General features: G+C 37.6%; 14 protein-coding genes. All 14 read left to right on the plus strand.

The window, feature by feature from the left end; genetic code table 11:
* Positions 1-424 precede the first annotated feature (424 nt).
* The 14 genes from parE (at position 425) to NSQ77_RS20230 (ending at position 23,841) form a co-directional block, all read left to right on the plus strand.
* The gene (parE, locus tag NSQ77_RS20165; RefSeq protein WP_339227874.1) at positions 425-2,380 is read left to right on the plus strand and encodes a DNA topoisomerase IV subunit B; all 1,956 of its coding nucleotides are present in this window, start codon (positions 425-427) and stop codon (positions 2,378-2,380) included.
* 168 nt (positions 2,381-2,548) lie between these two features.
* Positions 2,549-5,002, plus strand: a complete 2,454-nt coding sequence (gene parC, locus NSQ77_RS20170) for a DNA topoisomerase IV subunit A (RefSeq protein WP_339227875.1) — start codon at positions 2,549-2,551, stop codon at positions 5,000-5,002.
* 248 nt (positions 5,003-5,250) lie between these two features.
* On the plus strand, positions 5,251-6,663 hold the full coding sequence (locus NSQ77_RS20175; RefSeq protein ID WP_339227876.1) for a sigma 54-interacting transcriptional regulator: 1,413 nt from the start codon (positions 5,251-5,253) through the stop codon (positions 6,661-6,663).
* Positions 6,664-6,893: 230 nt separating this feature from the next.
* Positions 6,894-7,637 carry an isochorismatase family protein gene (locus NSQ77_RS20180; protein ID WP_339227877.1) on the plus strand — a complete coding sequence of 248 codons (744 nt, stop codon included), beginning with the start codon at positions 6,894-6,896 and terminating at the stop codon, positions 7,635-7,637.
* A gap of 68 nt (positions 7,638-7,705) precedes the next feature.
* A complete protein-coding gene (locus tag NSQ77_RS20185; RefSeq protein ID WP_339227878.1) occupies positions 7,706-9,850 on the plus strand; it encodes a hydantoinase/oxoprolinase family protein in 2,145 nt (714 codons plus the stop codon).
* Positions 9,843-11,612 (plus strand): hydantoinase B/oxoprolinase family protein, encoded by a 1,770-nt coding sequence (locus NSQ77_RS20190; RefSeq protein ID WP_339227879.1) that lies wholly within the window; start codon positions 9,843-9,845, stop codon positions 11,610-11,612. The genes NSQ77_RS20185 and NSQ77_RS20190 overlap by 8 nt, the downstream gene beginning before the upstream one ends.
* Positions 11,613-12,334: 722 nt before the next feature.
* On the plus strand, positions 12,335-12,961 hold the full coding sequence (locus NSQ77_RS20195; protein WP_339231109.1) for a TetR/AcrR family transcriptional regulator: 627 nt from the start codon (positions 12,335-12,337) through the stop codon (positions 12,959-12,961).
* 44 nt (positions 12,962-13,005) lie between these two features.
* Positions 13,006-14,148 (plus strand): acyl-CoA dehydrogenase family protein, encoded by a 1,143-nt coding sequence (locus NSQ77_RS20200; RefSeq protein WP_339227880.1) that lies wholly within the window; start codon positions 13,006-13,008, stop codon positions 14,146-14,148.
* Between the two features lie 24 nt (positions 14,149-14,172).
* Positions 14,173-15,807, plus strand: coding sequence for an AMP-binding protein (locus NSQ77_RS20205; protein WP_339227881.1), 1,635 nt, complete (start codon positions 14,173-14,175; stop codon positions 15,805-15,807).
* A gap of 10 nt (positions 15,808-15,817) precedes the next feature.
* Positions 15,818-17,158 carry an acetyl-CoA carboxylase biotin carboxylase subunit gene (locus NSQ77_RS20210; protein WP_339227883.1) on the plus strand — a complete coding sequence of 447 codons (1,341 nt, stop codon included), beginning with the start codon at positions 15,818-15,820 and terminating at the stop codon, positions 17,156-17,158.
* Between the two features lie 22 nt (positions 17,159-17,180).
* Entirely contained in the window at positions 17,181-17,393 is a 213-nt protein-coding gene (locus NSQ77_RS20215; protein WP_339227884.1) for an acetyl-CoA carboxylase biotin carboxyl carrier protein subunit, read from the plus strand.
* Positions 17,394-17,639: 246 nt separating this feature from the next.
* A complete protein-coding gene (locus tag NSQ77_RS20220) occupies positions 17,640-18,422 on the plus strand; it encodes an enoyl-CoA hydratase (protein ID WP_339227885.1) in 783 nt (260 codons plus the stop codon).
* Positions 18,423-18,437: 15 nt separating this feature from the next.
* Positions 18,438-19,967 (plus strand): acyl-CoA carboxylase subunit beta, encoded by a 1,530-nt coding sequence (locus NSQ77_RS20225; protein WP_339227886.1) that lies wholly within the window; start codon positions 18,438-18,440, stop codon positions 19,965-19,967.
* Positions 19,968-20,220: 253 nt separating this feature from the next.
* Positions 20,221-23,841: a dynamin family protein gene (locus tag NSQ77_RS20230; RefSeq protein ID WP_339227887.1), complete on the plus strand. Its 3,621-nt coding sequence runs from the start codon at positions 20,221-20,223 to the stop codon at positions 23,839-23,841.
* Positions 23,842-23,843 lie beyond the last annotated feature (2 nt).

The following is a 23,843-nucleotide window of genomic DNA, read 5'->3' on the forward strand; positions in this document are numbered from 1 at the left end:
ATATACGTAGACTCCTGCGGGAGGAAGGGTATCGGTGAGCCTCCTAAGGTGCGCGAAGTGTATTTCCGGAGCGGGTATACGCTTAATCCATAATTGACACTGGTTCGGAGTTACTTTCAAATGCGATTTAAGCTAAAAAACAAAGCAAGTAAGAAAGTGGAAAGTTAAATTTTTCTCCCGATGTAGTATGTTTATAATTTCACACTATGTAAATATACGAAGGGAGTATATAGCTCGTAAAGAACGTTTTTAGACTGTTTTATGCATTAAAATGGCAATTGTAGTATACTTATTAGCATATTCTGCGATATGATGATTGAATAGAAGGTGTCTTACAGAAAAATGATTAATTTACAATCACGAACAATTGTTCTATTATAAAGAAAGTAGATTGTTTTTGTTTTTGAAAGGAGTAGTGGATTGATTGAACAATGAATTCCAATATTCGGATGATTCCATCCAAGTTCTTGAAGGTCTGGACGCTGTTAGAAAACGACCTGGAATGTATATAGGAAGTACAGATAGCCGTGGACTGCATCATCTTGTTTTTGAGATTGTGGATAATGCCGTTGATGAAGCTTTAGCAGGCTACGGAAATGAAATAAAAGTAACGATACATAAAGATAATAGTATTTCTGTCCATGATAGTGGACGTGGTATACCAACAGGAATGCACAGCACAGGCAAACCGACAACTGAGGTAATTTTTACAGTGCTACATGCAGGTGGTAAATTTGGACAAGGCGGTTATAAAACGAGTGGTGGTCTACACGGAGTAGGATCTTCTGTAGTAAACGCATTATCGGAATGGTTGGACGTAACGATACATCGAGACGGGTTTATATATTTCCAGCGTTTTGAAGATGGCGGAAAACCAGTAAGCTCACTTGAAAAAAGAGGTGCGACAAGGAAAAAAGGAACTACTATTCATTTTAAGCCGGATCCGACGATTTTCACGACGACGGATTATGATTTTGAAACTATTTCTGAACGTCTTCGTGAATCTGCATTTTTACTAAAAGGATTAAAAATAGAACTTATTGACGAACGAAATGATGAAAAGGAACTATATGAGTTTCCAGACGGTATCGTTTCATTTGTTGATTATGTAAATGAAGAGAAAGATACATTACACCCAGTTGTTTCTTTTGAAGGAGAACAGCATGGGCTGGAGGTCGAGTTTGCATTCCAATTTAATGATGGTTATGCAGAGAGTATGCTTTCATTCGTTAACCATGTTCGTACAAGAGACGGAGGAACACATGAATCAGGGGCAAGAAGTGCCATTACGAGAACATTCAATGAGTATGCAAAAAGAATTGGTTTATTAAAAGAGAAGGATAAGAATCTGGAAGGTACAGATATACGTGAAGGACTTACTGCGATTATTTCTGTTCGAGTACCTGAAGACAAGCTCCAATTTGAAGGGCAGACGAAAGATAAATTAGGAACTGTAGAAGCCCGATCTGTTGTTGACGCAGTCGTATCTGAAAATCTAAACTACTTTTTAGAAGAGAATCCAGATGTATCTGGCATGCTCGTTAAGAAAGCAATTAAAGCGAAGGAAGCTCGTGAAGCAGCTCGAAAAGCCCGTGAAGATGCAAGGTCAGGGAAAAAACGGAAAAGAAAAGATACGATACTTAGCGGAAAGCTTACCCCTGCTCAATCGAAAAATCCACAAAGAAATGAACTTTACCTCGTTGAAGGTGATTCAGCTGGTGGTTCTGCTAAACAAGGCAGGGATAGAAAATTTCAGGCTGTCTTACCTCTACGCGGAAAAGTAATTAATACGGAAAAAGCTAAGCTGCAAGACGTGTTTAAGAATGAAGAGATTTCCACGATTATCCATACTATTGGGGCAGGGGTTGGAGGGGACTTCGACTTAGAAGATGTACAATACGATAAAATCATTATTATGACGGATGCAGATACAGATGGTGCCCATATTCAAGTACTTTTACTAACGTTCTTTTATCGTTATATGCGTTCTCTTGTAGAGGCGGGAAAAGTATTTATCGCACTACCGCCTTTATTTAAAATCTCAAAGGGTAAAGGCAAAAATGAAAAAATCGTTTATGCTTGGGATGAGGCTGAAATGAAAAAGGCTGTTAAAACGTTTAAAAACGGATACACGATTCAACGTTATAAAGGTCTTGGTGAAATGAACGCTGACCAGCTTTGGGAAACGACAATGAATCCAGAAACACGAACGTTGATTCGGGTAACAATTGAAGATATTGCGAGAGCAGAGCGTCGTGTAACAACCTTAATGGGGGATAAAGTAGAGCCGAGAAGGAAATGGATAGAGGGACATGTTAAATTTGGTTTGGAAGAGGAAACCAATATTTTAGAAAATGAAAAGATACATTCCGAGCATTAATTTATCGGATTTATCATGTATTTACGGGTTTAACACCTTCCTCTGCTAAGCGTAGAAAAGTAAAAAACTTGGAAGTGGGGGAAGGGAAACAACCACTGAATATAGTTTCACTTTATAAAACGATCCCAAAACAAGAATATAGAAGGAAACAAGTAAGGGGGGATTGATTTGTCACAAACAGAAAAGTTTTTAGACCTTCCATTAGAAGAAGTAATTGGTGACAGATTTGGACGATACAGTAAATATATTATTCAAGACCGGGCTTTACCCGATGCAAGGGATGGGTTAAAGCCAGTGCAGCGAAGAATACTTTATGCGATGCATGAAGAGAAGAATACACATGATAAGCATTTCCGAAAATCGGCCAAAACGGTAGGTGTCGTTATTGGTAATTATCATCCGCATGGTGATTCTTCAGTCTACGAAGCAATGGTTCGTTTAAGTCAGGACTGGAAGGTTAGAAATGTTTTAATTGAAATGCATGGGAATAACGGAAGTATTGATGGCGATCCTCCAGCAGCGATGCGTTATACCGAAGCTAGATTATCCAGTATCTCTTCTGAGCTATTGCGAGATATTGACAAAGAAACCGTAGAATTCATTCCAAACTTTGATGAAACAAGCTCTGAACCAGTTGTTTTACCAGCGAAATTTCCCAATCTGCTCGTAAATGGCTCGACAGGCATCTCTGCAGGTTATGCTACGGATATCCCACCACATAACTTAGCAGAGGTAATTGATGCTGTTATTATGAAAATGGACAAACCAGAAATATCTGTTCAGGAATTGATGAAAGTAATGAAGGGACCTGATTTCCCAACTGGAGGAATTATTCAAGGTATTGATGGTATCCGAAAAGCATATGAAACTGGTCGCGGTAAAATTATTGTTCGTGGGAGAGCAGAGATCGAATCTGTGCGTGGTAATCGAGAACAAATTGTCATTACTGACATACCATACGAGGTTAATAAAGCCAGTATGGTCAAGAAGATGGACGAGCTGCGTATTGATCGAAAAGTAGAAGGCATAGCAGAAGTAAGGGATGAGACGGATCGTACTGGATTGCGTGTCGTTATTGAGCTGAAAAGAGATGCAGATAGTGAAGGCATTTTGAACTATTTTTATAAAAATACCGATTTGCAAGTGACCTATCACTTTAATATGGTTGCAATCCAGGATAAAACACCAAAACTATTGTCATTGCCTCAAATGCTTGATGCATATATTGAACATCAGAAGGACGTAGTTACAAGACAAACAAAATTTGATTTAAAAAAGGCAAAAGATCGCGCCCATATCGTAGAGGGCTTAATAAAGGCAATCTCTATTTTAGACGAATTAATTGCAACAATCCGTGCCTCAAAAGATAAATCCGATGCGAAGAAACAAATCATGGATGCTTACGGTTTTACAGAAGCGCAAGCAGAGGCAATTGTAACGCTGCAATTATATAGACTTACAAACACGGATATTACACAGCTCCAGAATGAAGCAGCTGAATTGCAAAAGAGAATTGAACAGTTAGAAGCTATTCTTAGCAGTGAAAAGAAATTACTTCAAACAATCAAAAAAGACTTGAAACAAATTAAGAAGACATTCTCTGAAGAGCGTCGTACGTTGATTGAAGCAGAAATTGAAGAGCTTAAAATCAACATTGAGGTAACGGTTGCGAGTGAAGATGTACTCGTTTCGGTGACAAAAGATGGATATATTAAACGGACAAGTTTGCGGTCATACAGTGCTTCAAATGGTGAAGATATGGCCTTAAAGGAACATGATTATCCGATTAGTTTACTAGAAGTAAATACGACTGATAAAGTGCTCCTCTTTACGAATAAAGGAAAGTATCTGGTTATTCCAGTTCACGAGCTCCCAGATATTCGCTGGAAAGATACTGGTCAGCATGTATCAAACATTGCCCAGCTCGATAAAGATGAACGTCTCATTCAATGTATTCCGGTCCGTGACTTTAAAAATGCGATGAACTATTTGCTGTTCTTTACAAGAAACGGCATGGTAAAGCGAAGCGAATTCAATCTATATGATGCACAACGCAAATCAAAGGCACTTATCGCATTAAATCTGAAAAACGATGATGAAGTCGTGAATGTTTGCCAAACGGATGGAAATATGGATGTGTTTCTTGTTTCAAATAAAGGTTATGGGTTATGGTACCATGAATCCGAAATTTCAGTAGTTGGACAAAGAGCTACCGGAGTTAAAGCAATGATGCTTAAAGATGATGAATTCATTATTAATGGACAGGTATTTAATGATTTAACGAATCCTTCGATTGTTATCATTACACAGCGTGGGGCTTGCAAGCGAATGAGATTGAAAGAATTTGAAAAGTCAACACGTGCAAAGCGTGGTTTAGCCATGTTAAGAGAGCTAAAAAGTAAGCCGCATCGAGTAAGAGGATTTTTTGCAATTAATGATAATGATACAATTTGCTTTGAAACAAGCAATGGTAATTTGCATAACTTATTCCCGCTCGAATTATCTGTAAGCGATCGATCAAGCAATGGATCCTTTGTAATTGATTCGGATAACGAAGGTGAAGTAACTGCAGTGTGGAAAGAAGCGGTTTATCTAAAGCCATTTGATGAAATAGAAAATTAAAGGAAAGAGGCAGTTTTATACTGCCTCTATTTTTGTGCTGTTTTATAAGTGATATCTGGTTAGCTCTAAGTGTAGTAATACTTCATATATTCAGATTATTATGATACAGTAATAGTAATTTACAAGCTGTGTGAGAATTTTTTTTAAAACCTTTTAATAGTCGGCAAGATTTACGAAAAATGGCTTATGACTGGAAATACAAAGAAATTATACCTTTATCGTTATTTTACTTTTAGGAGGGGCATACGTTGAGGAATTCGAATGAAGTTATAAAAGATTTATTGGATCAAAGATCAGACTATCTATTTGGGGGCTTAGAATTTTCCTCAGATGGTGTATTTATAGCTGATATAGATGGAAATACGCTCTATATAAATCCAGCTTATGAGGAAATATCTGGTCTTAAGCGATTAGAAATTCTTGGAAAGAATTTAAAAACACTTTTACAGGAAAATGCTTTTAATGAATCGGCATCTTTAAAAGTGTTAGAAACAAAGCAGTCCATATCCCTAATCCATAGATACATATCTGGTAGAACCGCACTTACAACAGCCGCTCCAATATATAATTCAGAAAAAGAAATGATAGGAGTGATATGTAATACGAGAAATATTGAGGATTTAATAAATCTAAAAAAGGAACTGGAAAAAGTTAACTTGATTAAGCAAAGATACTCTCAAGAATTGGAGCTATTGAGAAAGGTACATTTCTCTGCCAAAGGACTTATCTATAAAAGTGAAACTATGAACGAGACCTTAAAGCTAGCTTCTACTGCAGCTAAATTTGACAGTACGATACTTATCACTGGGGAATCTGGAACTGGAAAAGAGGTTCTGGCTAATTTCATTTATCAGAATAGCAATAGGAAGGACAAGCCTTTTATACGAGTAAACTGTGCAGCCATACCTAAAGATTTATTTGAATCAGAGCTCTTCGGCTATATGCCAGGATCCTTTACTGGTGCATCGAATTCAGGTAAAGCCGGGATGTTTGAGCTGGCCAATACCGGGACTATACTCTTGGATGAGATTGGAGAACTTACGATGCCTGTTCAATCTAAGCTATTAAGGGTTATTCAGGAGCAGGAGGTGTATCGAGTTGGTGGCACTAAGCCTATTAAGTTAGATGTAAGAATTATAGCTTCAACCAATAGGAACCTATTGGAAGAGATTGAAAATGGCGATTTTAGAGAAGATCTATATTTTAGATTGAATGTGTTCCCAATCACCATACCTCCACTTAGAAAGAGATTAGAGGATATAACAGAAATGATAAATTACTTTATAAAAAATCTAAACGGTAAATATAATAAAAATGTCATCATGTCAAAAAAAGCAGAAGATGCACTTGTTAAATATTCCTGGCCAGGAAATGTAAGAGAACTTCAAAATATAGTGGAATATATGTTTATTATGAATGACAGAGAAGAAATAGGTTTTGAACAGCTACCAGATAAAATACTTAATGAACACGTACTTATGGATGACTTTTTACATTCTGAAGAAAAAGGAAAATTAGAATACCTTATGGAAGTTTACGAAAAAAGTATTTTGGAATCTGCTTTAAACAAGCACAATTCTTTAAGACAGACTGCAAAGACGCTAGGAATAAATCCATCTACACTTTCTAGAAAGGTAAAAAAATATAATATTGAGATTTAAAACATAATATGTTGCAATATTGCAAAACAAAAAATAATGTTGCTTAAATGAAAGCGTTATTGTACTTGCTATTACCAATTTCTGAGTGCCCCACTGTTGCAATTTTGCAACAGTGAAATATAATTTAAATTTTCATAATCCTATCATATTGCCATTTTAAAAGTTGGCACGATAATTGCAGTAAAAAAGCAGAACCAAAAACTTTTTAAATATGAAGGAGGATTTACAAGATGAGTGAAAACTTCAAAGACAATCAGGGCAATTATGCGTTTGATCAGGATTTATTAGAGAAGGCATTTGCAGAGGCGAGGAAAATTTATAAGGAAAGGGGATTTCAGAGAAGAATGGGTTTTGGTAAAGCTCCAGCTATAACGACGGTAGATATGGCAAAAGCTTGGATGAGTGATGGACACCCATTTACTTGTAATAACAATGATGAAATATGTGCTAATACCTTAAAAGTTTTAGAAGCAGCAAGGGAATCAGGTGTTCCCATATTTCATACGACTACAGGTTTTGTAGGAAAGGAGCAATGGGACTTGCCAAGATGGGATGAGAAGATTCCATTGCACACATTGGATATAGACTCTGAGTGGATGGATATAGATCCAAAGCTTAAGCCAAGATCGGAAGAACCTGTTATTCATAAAAAATTTGCGAGTAACTTCTTTGGAACACATTTAGCTCAAACATTAAATAAGCTTGGAGTAGATACGCTAATCGTTATGGGAGCTACAGCTTCTGCTTGTGTTCGGCATACCGTTATGGACTCTACTGGATATGGGTTTAAAACAATCGTACCTGAAGGAACAATAGGGGATCGAGTACCAGGAGTTGTGGAATGGAATCTATTCGATATGGATGCCAAGTTCGCAGACGTCCTGCCAGTAAATGAAGTAGTAGATTACTTAAATGGGATAGATGACAACGTATACAATAGTAACAAATCGCAGCAACTAAAACAGATGACTTAAATAAGGGATACCTAATTTTAAAGGTATCCTGATGAAATAATCTTTTTAATTAAGAAAGGGGAATGTCTATGGTTCGTATTGGAGTCGATGTTGGTGGTACATTTACAGATTTAATATTGGTAGATGATGCTGCTAATAAAGTTAACGTACACAAGGTACCGAGCACAACCTATGATCAATCTGTTGGTGTTATTAGAGGAATTAAAGAACTATGCGAAATGAGTAATGTCGATGTTCATAATGTTGAGTACATTTTACACGGAACAACAGTTGCAACCAATATTACGATTGAGGGGAATGGTGCAAAGGTTGGGATGCTGACAACAAGAAACTATCGGGATATCCTTCATATCGCTCGTCATAAAAAAGTCGAAAATTTTTCCATCCAACAGAGCTTGCCGTGGCAAGATAATCCACTGGTCAAACGTAGGCACCGTCTTCCAATTACAGAAAAACTCCAAGCACCTGATGGTCGGGTCCGCACTCCGATGAATGAGGAGGAAGTTCGTGATGCAGTCTTAAAGTTAAAAGATGAAAATGTTGACGTTATTATTGTTGCATTTCTCTTTTCGTTTCTAAACGATGTTCATGAGAAAAGGGCAAAAGAAATTGTAAAAGAATTTTGGCCAGAAATCCAGTGTTTCACATCCAGTGAGGTTGCCCCCAGAATTCGTGAATATGAACGTTTTAGTACAACAGCAATGAATGCTTTTGTAGCACCTAAAGTCAACCAGTACCTTGATAATCTGGTGTCATCGCTTGAAGAAGCAGGTGTCAAGGGCAAGCTCCATGTTATGCAGTCTTCCGGTGGAATGGCATCTGTCCAAAGTGCTACGACTAGACCCATGAATTTATTGAAATCTGGACCAGCTGGAGGCGTACTTGCAGCAGCATGGTGGGGGCTATTAGATGGGATCAAAGATGTGATTAGTGTGGATATCGGTGGAACCTCTGCTGATATTTCTATCATCCCTAAAAACACTCCACGAGTAGTAAATCCGAGGGATTGTGAGGTAAATACTTATCCGGTTGTTACTCCTATGCTAGAAGTAGATACGATTGGCGCAGGTGGTGGTTCAATTGCCTACGTTGATGCAGGTGGCGCATTTCGGGTAGGACCGAAAAGTGCTGGTTCCACACCAGGACCTGCATGCTATGGACAAGGTGGGGAAAATCCATGTGTTACCGACGCAAATGTAGTTTTGGGCAGACTGGATCCAGAACAATTTTTAGGTGGAGACATCTCACTACATCCGAAAAAAAGCTATGAGGCTATTAAAAAGAATATCGCTGACAAATTAGACATGACAGTGGAGGAAGCAGCCTTAGGGATTTTAGAAATCATCAATAATAATATGGCTCTTTCTATTCGAGAAAATTCTGTCCGTAAAGGGATTGATCCAAGGGATTTTGCTTTATTAGCTGCAGGTGGTGCTGGGCCGCTTCATTCCATTGATTTAGCGAAAACAGTTGAATCAAAGCTTGTTATTGTTCCAAATTACCCTGGAATCACTGCATCTGCAGGTTTACTAGTTAGTGATCTGAAATATCATTTTAATGCTTCTTATATCCAAATTTTGAAAACGATTACAGATAGTCTTGCTTTTGATTTATTTCAACAGCTCAAAGTGCTGGAGGAGCAAGCAGCATCTCAATTAATTAATGATGGTATTAGTAAACGTGATATTGAATTTGAACGAATTGCTGAGTGTCGCTATATTGGCCAGGGATTCGAATTACGGGTACCAGTTCCAGAAGGAAAATTAACGAAACAAAGCGTTCATGAAATTGTATCAAATTTTCATTCCATCCATCAACAAGAATATGGTCACCATTTTCCAGAAAATACGGTAGAATTAATTTCCTTGGATGTTGTTGCAACTGGGAAAACACCAAACCTGGAATTACCAGAATTAGAACGAAAGAATCGCATCAATCCAAAAGAAGCGCTTATGTATGAACGGAATACCTATTTTGAGATGGATGGAGAAATTAAAGGACTGACAACACCACGTTACCAGCGGGAAGAATTATTGGCTAACGATCGGATTACAGGACCTGCTTCGATTATACAACGTGATTCGACAACTCTTGTTCCGCCAGATTGGCAGATTGTGGTTTCCCCATATGGAACGTTATTAGCTACACCAATGGAGAGTATGTCAAATAATAAAGATATTCAATTTTCGAAGGTGGTGATGGGTGATGAGTAAAAAAATTGATCCAGTAACCGTGCAAGTAATTGGAGGGGCATTGGATACAATTGCCAAAGAAATGTCTCATGTTATGCAGCGGATGGCATACTCTTCGCTTATTCGGGAGTCGGAGGATTTAGGTGCCGGGATATTTACACGTTTTGGTGAAACGCTTGCTGAATCTGATTCAACTCCGATGCAATTAGGTTGTCTACCAGGTTATATTAAAGGTTTTCAAGAAATACTAGGGGACAATCAGCATCCAGAAGATATTATTTGGAATAACGATCCATATGCTGGGGCATCTCATTCGCCCGATGTATCGCTTACACAGCCAATATTCTATGAAGGTGAGTTAATAGGCTACGCAGGAACTACTGCTCATCACCTTGACATTGGAGGAGCGCAGCCAGGCCTAATTGTTGATGCACCTGATGTTTACGCGGAGGGATTAGTATTAAACGGTGTTAAGCTATATGACAAAGGTAAGCCGAATGAAACGCTGTTTGAAGTAGTCCGGCAAAAAGTACGAACATCGTCACAGGTAATCGGTGACTTGGAGGCTCAAGTTGCAGCATGCAGATTGGGGGCAAAAAGATATATTGAACTCCTAGATAAATATGGAAAAGATACTGTACTAGCTGCGGGTGAGGAGTTGATGAATTACTCCGAAAGAATGATGCGTAAAGAAATTGCCAAAATACCTGATGGAGAATATGAAGCTGAATCATGGCTTGATGATGATGGTATCAACTTAAATGGAAAATTAAGAGTGCATGTAAAAGTTATTAAAAAGGGAGATGAGCTAGAGGTAGATGTCTCCAAATCAGCTGACCAAGTTGCTTCTGCTTTTAATGCAGCCTATTCCGGTGCATTATGTGTAAGTGTGTACAGTGTGCTACGGTCGATATTCCTTGATACCTACACCCATGAGGAATTTATACCAGCCAATCATGGCGTATTTCGTCCGATCAAAGTTACAGCAAGGAAGGGAAGTATCTTTAATCCAATTAGACCTGCTGCCACCTTTAGCAGAGCGAACCAAGTAAATACTGCAGCCGACCTAATTATTAAAGCTTTAACCCAGGTAATACCGGAAAAAACCTGCGCCGGTGGATCTGCCAATATTCAGTTTGCATCTTATTCTGGTTTGGACAAGGATCATAATTACTGGGTGTACATTGAGGTTAATGAAGGATCTTATGGTGGACGTCCGGAAAAAGACGGAATGGATGCGATGGACTATGCTTCCTGGAACACTAGAAACAATCCAATTGAAGATCTTGATATGCATACACCAATGATTTGTGAGCAATATGAATTGAGGGAAGATACCGGAGGTGCCGGTAAAACTCGTGGTGGACTGGGGATTATCCGCTGGAACAGATTCCTAACCGATGGATTCATGTCAATGGAGGGGGATAAGCATACTGTAAAACCATGGGGCTATAACGGTGGTTTGCCAGGTACAGAAGCTTCATTAATTAAAAACCCAGATACCAATCCGGAGGAGCTTCCTTCTAAATTAAATGGAAAACGTTTTAACGCAGGTGAATCGGTAAAAATTATGGTCCCATCATCTGGTGGGTATGGAGATCCATTGGAACGGAGTGCGAAACAAGTGTATGAAGATGTCCTAGATGAAATTGTATCCGTTGAGACGGCATTACATGATTATGGAGTAGTAATTGAAGCAGGAGAGTTGAATATGGAATTAACTGAAAAGAGCAGGGCTAATATGCGCCGGCGAAGAGGGCAACTACCACTATTTACATCATAGAAAAAAATTAATAGACTTGCCATTTGAATGATCATATAATTGTACTAAAAAATTATGAAAACAAGAGACTTATGCTAAAAGATTGTAAGTTAAAACGCCGCTAAATAATATGGTTAAAAAGTTTTACATTGAAGCTTAATAAACGTTACCAAGATTAGACGATAAATTAGACTGTCGAGACCCCTCGACAGTTATTTCTATTTGGGCGAAGACTATAAATCATTTTACAATTTCTAAAGCGCTAAAAAATATGATATTGAGATTAAATAAACAAAAATGTTGCAATATTGCGATTTAACCTAGTTGTGTTGTAAACGGAAGCATTGTCAATATGCAATGGAATAACTGTTAACCTTCGTGTTGCATTTAAGCAACAATTAATTAAAAATTTAAAAGCATTTCCCTTTAATAGAGCTTTTTAAAGGTTGGCATGATAGTTGAGTACTTAATAGATATAGATAGCAGAGTTTACAACAATAACAATTTACAACAGTTAAAACAATTGACATAAAATAAATAGGGGTACCTAGTTTAGTGGTATCCCTATTTTAATTACCTTATATTTAAAGTAGATTATTTATTCTTGATTTGTATTGTCCCTATGTTGTGTTATACATAGCAAGTTAGTTTCATTTTAGAAAACACTTTCTAAATTCAGATTCGTATGATAAAGTAAAAATAAATTCAATAAGGAGGGCTTATAAACGGAATTACGAAAGAAAATTATCCAGTCGTCTTTAATGTTATTTGAACAATACGGCTTTCATGGGGTTAGTGTAAATCAGATTGTTGAAGATGTTGGTACGTCAAAAGGTGGATTTTATCATCATTTCACTTCTAAAGATGAATTATTATTTGAAATTCACGACACATTTATAACCCATGTATTAGAAAAAGGAATTATTGCGTATGAAACACATCATTCCCCAACAAAAAAATTAAAAGCAATTATCAAGGAATTTGTAAACGTTTTCGATTTGTATAAGGCTCATATTTCTGTTTTTTATCAAGAGAGTACGTATTTGAAGCCGAAGTACCAAAAGTCAGTGAAAAGTAAAAGGGATCAATTCAAACAAATTGTTATGCGAACAATTAAAGAGGGAAAAAAGGCTGGTGAGTTTCGAGCAGAATTATCAGCGGAGATCACCACAATGGCAATCTTAGGTATGGTTAATTGGATTTATAAGTGGTACCGGCAATCAGGTACAAACACAATTGATGAAATTGGGGACATCTTTGTAGATTTAATTTTGCATGCGGTCCTTCAAGGAGAAATGATTTCAAATGATAGGTTAGAAGAAACATGGATAGACTTACCTTTCTTTGAAAAGGGAATTCATAAAGACTAAAACAGACCAACTAGTCGGTCTTAATATAGTTAAGGGGGAATAATATGAATTTCGAATTAACAAAAGAACAAGTGATGATTAAAAAAATGGTTCGGGATTTTGCTGAAGAAATCATTCGACCAAGAGCAATTGAAATTGACACGAAGGCGGAATTTCCAAGCGATATTTTTGACCAAATGGGGGAGCTTGGTTTACTGGGGATTCCATTTCCAGAAGAATTCGGTGGGGCTGGCGGTGATACAATTTCTTATGCGCTTGCGGTTGAAGAGATTGGTCGTGTGTGTGGAAGTACTGGGTTAAGTTATGCTGCTGCAGTCTCTCTCGGAGCAAGCCCACTTCATTATTTTGGAAATGACGAACAAAAACAAACTTATTTAAAGCCACTCGCTGCAGGAGAAGCACTCGGTTCATTTGGATTGACCGAACCCAACGCTGGATCAGATGCAGGTGGAACGAAGACGACTGCGCTAATTGATGGTGATGATTATATTATTAATGGAGAAAAATGCTTTATTACGAATGCAAGCTTTTCCAAAATTATTATTGTAACCGCTGTCACAGGCAAAAATGAACAAGGTAGAAGCATGATCTCTTCTATCATTGTTCCTGCGGATACAAAAGGTGTTACGATAACGAGCAATTACGATAAGATGGGTGTTCGCGGCTCAGATACAGCTGAAATTGTACTTGAAAATGTTCGTGTGCCAAGATCAAATGTATTGGGGGAAGAACACAAAGGTTTTAATCAATTTCTCTATACATTAGACGGGGGAAGGATTTCAATTGCAGCACTTGGACTCGGAATAGCACAGGCCTCGCTCGATAAAGCTCTAGCGTATGCAAAAGAGCGGAAGCAGTTCGGTAAATCAATTTCTCAATTTCAAGCGATTCAATTTAAGCTCGCTGATATGGCAATGGAAGTTGAGCTTGCCAGAAATATGGTGCATAAAGCTGCATGGTTAAAGGATCAAGGGAAGCCTTTTGGAAAGGAAGCGGCATATGCCAAGCTGTTTGCTAGTGAAACGGCATTTCGCTCAGCAAATCAAGCGATTCAAATACATGGCGGGTATGGCTATATGCGTGAATATGAGGTAGAACGTTATTTACGTGACGCAAAACTATTAGAAATTGGGGAAGGAACGTCTGAGATTCAACGACTGGTTATTGCTAGAGAACTAGGTTGCTAGTCCATGTTAGGAAGGGGAGAATTCATGTCATTATTAAGCTTGACTATTGGTGAGCTGCTTGAAAAACAAGTGGATTTATATCCGAATCATGAAGCAATTGTTTATCCAGAATTAAAATTACGAAAAACATACTCGGAATTTAATGAAATGGTCAACCAAGCCGCAAAAGGATTAATGGCCATCGATATTCAAAAAGGAGAAAATGTTGCAATATGGGCTGATAATAAACCAGAATGGATCACATCGCAATTTGCAACCGGCAAAATGGGCGCTGTACTTGTAACGGTAAATACAAATTATCAAGCGAATGAATTAGCATATTTATTAAAGCAGTCTGAAGCAACAACCTTAATTATGGCCGAAAGCTTTAAAGGAACATCCTATGTGGATATTTTAAAACAAATTTGCCCCGATCTGGATGGTCAGGAAAAAGGAAAACTACGGTTAGAAACATTACCAAACTTAAAAAATATCATTGTAATTAGTAATGCGGAATATAATTATGCCTATACGTGGAAGGAAGTCATTGCAAAAGGTAATGATAGCAGCAATGCTCATTTAGAGCAACGGAAACAATCGCTGACCGAAGATGATGTCATTAACATGCAATATACCTCAGGGACTACTGGATTTCCAAAAGGGGTTATGTTAACACATCGAAACATTGTCAATAACGGAAATCAAATTGCTGATTGTATGAAACTTACTCCAAATGATCGACTATGTATTCCAGTGCCATTTTTCCACTGTTTTGGCTGTGTATTAGGCATACTTGCTGCGGTATCCAAAGGGACAACGATGGTCATACTGGAGCAATTTCACGCGGAGAAAGTATTGCAAGCTGTATCAGATGAAAAATGTACAGGACTCCATGGCGTTCCTACAATGTTCATCGCAGAATTAAATCATCCTCGTTTTCATGAATTTGATCTGTCCTATTTGAGAACAGGTATTATGGCAGGCTCTACGTGTCCTGTTGAGGTAATGTCGAATGTGATGAATAAAATGGGTGCAAAGGAAATTACGATTGCCTATGGGCAAACGGAATCATCACCAGTAATATCACAAACAAAAACAGATGATCCAATAGAATTGAAAGTAAATACGGTGGGAAAACCACACCCAAATGTGGAAGTAAAAATTGTCATACCAGGAACAAATACCGAGCAAGAAGTCGGTTTGCCAGGAGAGCTGTTAACTCGAGGGTACCTTGTGATGAAAGGCTATTATAATAACCACGAGGCAACGAAGGAAGCAATTGATGTGGAAGGCTGGCTCCATACCGGTGATTTAGCGGTATTGCATGAAAATGGCTATATTGAAATAACTGGAAGAATGAAGGATATGATTATACGCGGTGGAGAAAATATTTACCCGAGGGAGATTGAAGAATTTTTATATCAGCATCCCGATGTTCTAGACGTACAAGTGATTGGAGTACCTGATGAAAAATTCGGGGAACAGGTCATGGCCTGGATTATTTTAAAAGAAAATAAACAGACAACAAGTGAAGAAATAAAGGATTATTGTCATGGAAAAATTTCGAGGTACAAAATTCCCAACTATATCAGATTTGTGGATGCATTTCCGATGACAGCTAGCGGGAAAATCCAGAAGTTTAAATTAAGAGAGCTTGCGGTTCAGCAACTTCAGTCTTAGGGGGGAGCAAATGATTAAAAAAGTACTTATTGCAAATCGAGGAGAAATTGCAGCACGAATTATTCGGACATGTAAGAAATTAGGAATTCAGACAGCAGCCATTTTTTCAGAAGCAGATCAGAAATCTCCGTATGTATCACTAGCAGATCTGAAATTTTTGGTTGGCCCTCCGCGTGTAAATGAGAGTTATTTAAATGTTGAACGGATAATTGATATTGCTAAAGAAGCAAATGTAGATGCGATTCATCCTGGATATGGTTTTCTTAGTGAGAGTGAAACATTTGCAAATCGCTGTTTGGAAGAAGGATTGATATTCATTGGACCGACGGGAAGCGTCATGAAACAGATGGGAAGTAAAATAGCGGCAAGAAATGCAATGAAGCGAATCGGCATTCCCGTGGTACCTGGAACTGATGAAGCGACTGCGACAAAAGAGGATGCAGTAAAGATTGTACAGCAAATTGGTTATCCAATTATGCTCAAAGCCTCAGCTGGGGGTGGCGGGATTGGTATGCAGGTTGTCTGGTCTGACGAGGAGCTGTCCAAAGCTTTTGAAGGAAATTCAAAGCGTGCAAAAATGTTTTTCGGTGATGGATCCATGTTTATGGAAAAGAAAATTGAAAATGCCCGTCATATTGAAATACAAATTTTAGCAGATCATCATGGAAATGCTATTCATCTATATGAACGTGAATGTTCGATACAGCGTCGAAATCAGAAAGTTATCGAAGAAGCGCCATCACAGTTTATTTCAGAATCCACTAGACAGCGTATGGGCGAAGCTGCAGTTAAAGCTGTCAAGGCACTTGAGTACACCAATGCAGGGACGATTGAATTTTTAGTAGATGAATCAGAAAATTTTTATTTCCTAGAAATGAACACGAGAATTCAAGTTGAACACCCCGTTACTGAAGAAATTACTGGAATTGATATTGTTGAAGAGCAGCTGCACATTGCAGCTGGTAAGAAAATGACAATTAAACAAACAGATTTACAAATAGATGGTCATGCGATTGAGGCAAGAATTTATGCAGAGGATCCAGTTACATTCTTTCCTTCCCCAGGTCATATTTCTCAGTTTGAATTACCTGAAGGACCGAATATACGCAATGAAGTAGCTGTGACTGCCAATTATGATGTAACTCCGTTTTATGATCCGATGATTGGAAAGTTAATTGTAAAAGGGAATAATCGTGAAGAAGCAATCGCATTATTAAAGGAAGCTTTGTCTAATTATAAAATCGAAGGTATTAAAACTAATATTTCTATGTTACAAAAGATTGTAGAGCATGAACAATTTATAAAAGGAAATACAACGACTGGTTTTATTGAAGATTTTTATCGAAAATAGAAGTATTTGAGGAGGAATTTATATGGAAGAAGTAAAAGCAAGTATGGCAGGGAGTGTATGGAAAATTGTAGTGGGTGTAGGAGATCAAGTAGAGGAAGGTCAAGATATTGTAATACTTGAATCGATGAAAATGGAAATTCCAGTTACCGCGGAAAGCTCTGGGATAGTAAAGGAATTAAAAGTAGCAGAGGGCGATTTTGTAAATGATGATGATATTTTAGCCGTCATTGAATAGATTCTAATCCCATAGTTCCGGGATATTACAGTAGCGCTAAAATTTCAAAAACGAACGCTATATAGATTTAGCTCAGGAAAATAAGTAGATGACTGTTGGAAGAAAAGCAGAGGTTCGACACATAAGTGCGATAACAAGATGGCTCAACAGCCTTCACTGGATGTGTGCAGGATATTAGATAGATTGAATCTGTTATAGAATGCTCGTAATAGAATAAAAAGGCGACTGCTTATTCTGAAGGAGGACATGATGGCTTTAATTACAATCAATATACATGATAGGCATGTAGCTGTCCTAACGCTCAATCGACCAGAAGCTGCAAATGCACTATCAAAGGCATTATTGGATGAGTTAAACGAAGCAGTAAATGAAATTAATCAAAATAAATCGATATACTGTACGGTTATTACCGGTGCAGGCGAGAAAGCTTTTTGCGCGGGGGCAGATTTAAAAGAGCGGAAGGGAATGTCAGAAGAAGAAGTAATTAAGGCGGTTCGTTACATAGGAGAGACCGCAAACGCAATTGAGGCAATGAATATGCCTGTAATTGCGGCGATGAATGGTGCTGCCTATGGTGGCGGGTTGGAATTAGCTCTCTCTTGTGATATCCGGATTGCTGCAAAAGATATAAAACTGGGCTTAACTGAAACATCTCTAGCCATAATTCCAGGTGCAGGTGGCACACAGCGACTGCCACGTCTTGTCAGATCAGGACATGCTAAGCGTCTGATTTTTACTGCGAAACCAATCGAAGCTTCAGAAGCCATCACCATAGGCTTGGTTGAACAAACAGCTAAACAAGCAGACCTATTAACAGAAGCATTGGTCATGGCGAAAACGATTGCCTCAAACGGTCCAATTGCTTTGAAACAGGCTAAAATAGCTATCAATAAAGGAGCACAAACAGATATAAAACAGGGGGTAGACATAGAGCGTGCATGCTATGCGGAAACTATTCCGACAGCAGACAGACTGGAAGGTCTTCAAGCCTTCAAGGAAAAAAGAAAACCGATATACAAAGGTATTTAGCGAGGGGGATGTTACATGTCTTATTTAGAAGAATTGCAGGAAAGAATGCAGAGGATAGAAAAAGGTGGAAAAGACAAGTACCATAAAAGCAATGAAGAAAAAGGAAAGCTTTTTGTACGAAAACGGTTAGAGCTTTTATTTGATAATGGCATGAATATTGAAGATGCATTCTTCGCTAATTGCATGGAAGATGATTTACCATCTGATGGGGTAGTTACAGGCATTGGAAAAGTTAACAATCAGGATGTTTGTGTGATGGCGAATGATTCGACAGTAAAGGCTGGTTCCTGGGGGAAGCGAACGGTTGAGAAAATACTGCGGATACAAGAAACAGCAATGAAGCTTGAACTGCCAATGGTTTATTTGGTGGATTCAGCTGGTGCCAGAATTACCGATCAAATCGAAATGTTTCCTGGCAGGCGCGGCGCAGGGCGAATTTTTCATAATCAAATTAAATTATCGGGAAGAGTACCGCAAGTATGTTTGCTATTTGGACCATCAGCAGCAGGAGGAGCATATATACCAGCGTTCTGCGACATCGTTATCATGGTTGACGGGAATGCCTCCATGTATTTAGGTTCTCCAAGAATGGCAGAAAAAGTAATCGGAGAGAAGGTAACATTGGAGGAAATGGGTGGTGCAGCAATGCATTGTTCAGTTTCAGGTGTTGGGGATGTATTAGTGAAGACAGAGGAAGAGGCAATCCAATATGCACAGAACTATTTAAGTTATTTTCCTGCAAATTTCAGGTCGATGCCGAATAAAATGGATGCCAAACCTGTTCAAGCATTTGAAAAAACAATCACTGATATTATTCCGGAAAATCAAAATGCCCCGTTTAATATGTATGATTTAATCGATCGAATTATTGATGATGGCAGTTTCTGTGAAATTAAAAAGAATTTTGCTGCTGAATTAATTACTGGACTTGCACGGATTGACGGAAGTTCTGTAGGCATTATCGCAAACCAGCCACGCGTAAAAGGCGGAGTTTTATTTACAGATTCTGCTGATAAAGCAGCAAAATTTATCCAGCTATGTGATGCCTTTAATATCCCACTACTATTCTTAACAGATGTACCAGGGTTTATGATAGGAACAAAGGTAGAAAGGCAAGGTATTATTCGGCATGGTGCCAAAATGCTTTCAGCGATGAGCGAGGTAACAGTACCCAAAATATCAGTCATTGTTCGAAAGGCATATGGTGCAGGCCTTTATGCAATGTCAGGTCCAGCGTTTGACCCGGATTGCTGTTTAGCATTTCCGAATGCACAAATTGCAGTAATGGGACCAGAAGCAGCAGTAAATGCTGTCGAAGCTAATAAAATTGCCCAATTACCGGAAGAGGATCGCGCTGCATTTATTAAACAAAAACAGGATGAATACAAAGAAAATATTGATGTTTATCGCCTTGCATCTGAAATGGTAATCGATGACGTCATCGACCCAAATACATTAAGGCAGGAGCTAGTGAAGCGTTTCTCTATTTATGCAGCTAAAAATGTTGTGTTCACCGAAAGAAAGCATGGTGTATATCCTGTATAAACAAGGTGTAGTAAAGCTTTTGATGACAAATAAAGCCTAGAAACATGATTATGTATGTTTCTAGGTTTTTAACTATGGATTGAATTTTATTTGGATTACCATAATAATATTATGTAAATTAAATAATGAACTTCTTTTTGAAAAAAATAATGCCCTTATTTGTGAAATCGCTTTTATAATTGGTGGCAATTCAATGACTAATTTCGTATAATAGACTTTAAATTGGGATGAGTAAGAAGGGGACATGAATACCGTGATCGTAAAAGATAGAAAAGAGTCGTTAAATGCAGAACAGCTAGTTGCTTTGTATGTCCAAATGAAACAAAACGGGGATAATTTAAACGCAGCTAAAATTCTTGACATTTATGAGAAATTTAAAAAACAAGAGCTTGTTATCAGTTTTGCTGGACACTTTTCAGCCGGGAAATCTTCAATGATAAATGCATTATTAGGGGAAGAAATTTTACCAAAGAGTCCGATACCAACAAGTGCAAACGTTGTTAAAATTAATTCGGGTGATGCGGCTGCGAGAGTATTTTTTACGACAGAGCAGCCTGTTGAATACAAAGAACCATATGATATTGAAATGATTAAGGAATATTCGAAAGATAAAGAGACGATTAAAAAAATTGAAATAAGTACAGGGAAACAAATTGTACCTACAGGCTCTGCACTTATTGATACGCCCGGTATCGATGCTGCAGATGATGCAGACCGAATTATGACAGAGGCATCCTTACATTTAGCTGATGTCTTATTTTATGTGATGGATTATAATCATGTACAATCAGAGGTTAATTTGCAATTTTTAAAGTCCATTCAAGAGAAAAAATTGCCTTATTTTGTTGTAATTAATCAAATTGACAAGCATGATGAACAGGAACTAAGTTTTATATCATTCGACAAAAATATTAAACAAACGTTTGATCAATGGAGCTTAAAACCAAATGAAATCTATTATACTTCACTAAAAGAGCCAAGTATAGACCATAACGAATTTGAAAAAATCAAGGAAAAAATATTTATTATGATGGGACCTGACCGCCCGAAATATCTCCATATTCAGCAATCTGTATGGCAAGTAATGGATGAGCACCGTTCATTCCTTGCAGCAAAGTATGAATCATTAATCAATGAAATAACAGCTGGTGAGGCAGTACAATCTGATAATTCATATTTAGATGACCTTGCTGCAACAGAAGAAAAATTACTGTATCTTGAGAATGAACCGATGATATTTGAGCAAGAATTCTTGGAAGAACTGCAACAAACATTAAATAATGCCTATTTAATGCCAGCACATCTTAGGGATAAAGCACAGTTATTTTTAGAATCCCAGCAATCTGATTTTAAAATCGGCCTATTTGCGTCGAAAAAGAAAACGGAACTGGAAAAAATTGCGCGAGCAGAACAATTTCTTGCTCCGTTAAAAGAAAATATGCAAAAGTCTATTCAATGGAAGTTTCGCGATAAACTGCTTGCATTACTGAAAAAATATGCAGTAAATGATACATCCCTTCAAAGTGATATTAATGGGTTGGTGGTTACATACGAGCTTGACCATTTACTGCAATTAATGAAGCCAGGTGCAAAAGTGAATGGGGATTATGTATTAAATTATACGAATGATGTATCAGCAAATATTAAAAATAGTTACAAACAGCTTGCCAGAAAGCTGTTGCATGTAATTCAGTCATTAATTGTTGAAAAAAATGAGGAAGAAAAGGGTATCTATGAGCAAAGGCTTGCTCATTTAAAACAACAACAGAATGTGAATGAATCAATAAAGCAGCTAGAATCAGAATGGCAAGCTGCATACGTACAGTTAGAGAAGCAATATAATGAACCAAAAGCTGAAGCATCTGCATGGGATTTAGTGAAGCAAGCATTAGATAGAAAGCCAAAGCCTATTAGAGTAGAAGTAGATAAAAGAACGGTCTTCATGAAGGAAAACAAGAAGCCTAGCACAAAGGACTTTGAGAATAATGGTTCTGCAAAGAAAATGAAGTTGGAGGATGTCGTTGAGAGTATTGAATCAACGATAAAACTGATTCATAAGTTGCCAGGATTTGAATCCCTAAAGACAGAATTAATGGAAAAAGCAGATCGGCTGAAAAATCGTTCCTACACGATAGCCCTGTTCGGGGCATTTAGTGCTGGTAAATCATCATTTGCAAATGCGCTGATGGGTGAGAAGGTTTTGCCGGTCTCACCCAACCCAACAACTGCTACAGTGAACCGGATCTGTCCAGTTAATGAAAAATACCCGCATGGTACGGTTGTTGTTACATTAAAAAATCAAGCAGTATTAGCAAATGACTTACAAATGATTACAAAGAAGCTGTCCCCAAAAGTGTCGGGATTCCATGAACTAATTGAATGGGTAAAAGCAAATGAACTTGATAAGAGTGATCAATTAAACAAGATGTATCAAGCATATTTGCATGCCATGCTGATAGGTTACGGAGAACACCGAGATGTCATCGGGAAAACAATCACGATTAATCTTGAACAATTTGCCAGCTACGTAACAGACGAGACAAAAGCGTGTTATATCGAATCCATTAACCTGTATTATGATTGTGCCCTTACAAGAGAAGGGATTACACTTGTTGATACACCTGGAGCCGATTCGATTAACGCGCGACATACGAACGTTGCCTTTGAATATATTAAGCATGCAGACGCAATTCTTTATGTAACCTATTATAACCATGCTTTATCACGCGCAGATAAAGATTTTCTGATGCAATTGGGAAGAGTAAAAGAAGCATTTCAGCTGGACAAAATGTTTTTTATTGTTAATGCGGCAGATTTAGCTGCAGACGAAGCAGAACTAAAACTTGTAACTGATTACGTGCAGGAACAATTATTACAATTAGGTATCCGACTTCCAAGGCTTTACCCGGTTTCAAGCAAAATGTCATTGGAGCAAAAAACAGTAAAAAAATCGCTCAATAAACAAATGCAGCAGCTGGAGGCAGATTTTTACCAGTTTATTTATCATGACCTAGCAACACTTACAATTGAATCTGCAATTCGCAATATAGAGCGAACGAGCCATACGCTCAACAATTATATTCAATCCTTAAACATGGACCGGCAAGAGAAAGAAATTAGGATAAATGAGATAAAAACTAAGGAAAAGAGGCTTATTTCCGAAATCAATTCATACAATTTTTCGGTATATAAAGATCAAATTGCTCAAAAAATTAATAAACAATTGTTTTATGTTTTAGAAAGATTATCGATCCGCTTTCATGATATGTTCAAAGAAATGTATAATCCGACAACCATTACTGAATCAGGGAAAAAAGCACAAAATCAGCTAAGAAAAGGCCTTGAAAATCTTCTCGAATATATCGCGTTTGAGCTTCTTCAAGAGCTACAAGCTGTCTCACTTCGAATAGAGTCTTATATACACGAGCAATTAAACGAAGTACACCAAACATTAGCAGATAAAAGTTTGAAAATCGATTCATTATTTGAACTTCCAGATATGCAGAAAATGGAAATTAAAACACCATCCTTTGAAAAAGGATTAACAAATATTGATTTATCCCATTTTAATCCTGTATTTTCTAAGTATAAAGGCACAAAGGCATTCTTTGAAAAAAATGAAAAAGAATTTATGAAGGAACAAATGTATGTTATAATAAAACCTTGTGCACAACAATATATAGATACAAATCATTCATTTATGGAAAGTTCTTATCAAAAGCAATTGGAGAGCCTAATACAAACTATTCGTGTGCATGCTGAACAAAATATCCACTTGCAAGTGGATAACTATTTAAAAATGCTTCAATCAACAGCGGAAATGCCAAATCTACTAGAAAAGCAGAAACAGTTAAATTCGATTATAAAGCATTAGAG

Origin of the sequence: Oceanobacillus sp. FSL K6-2867 (assembly GCF_037963145.1) — a bacterium.
GTDB lineage: Bacteria > Bacillota > Bacilli > Bacillales > Amphibacillaceae > Oceanobacillus.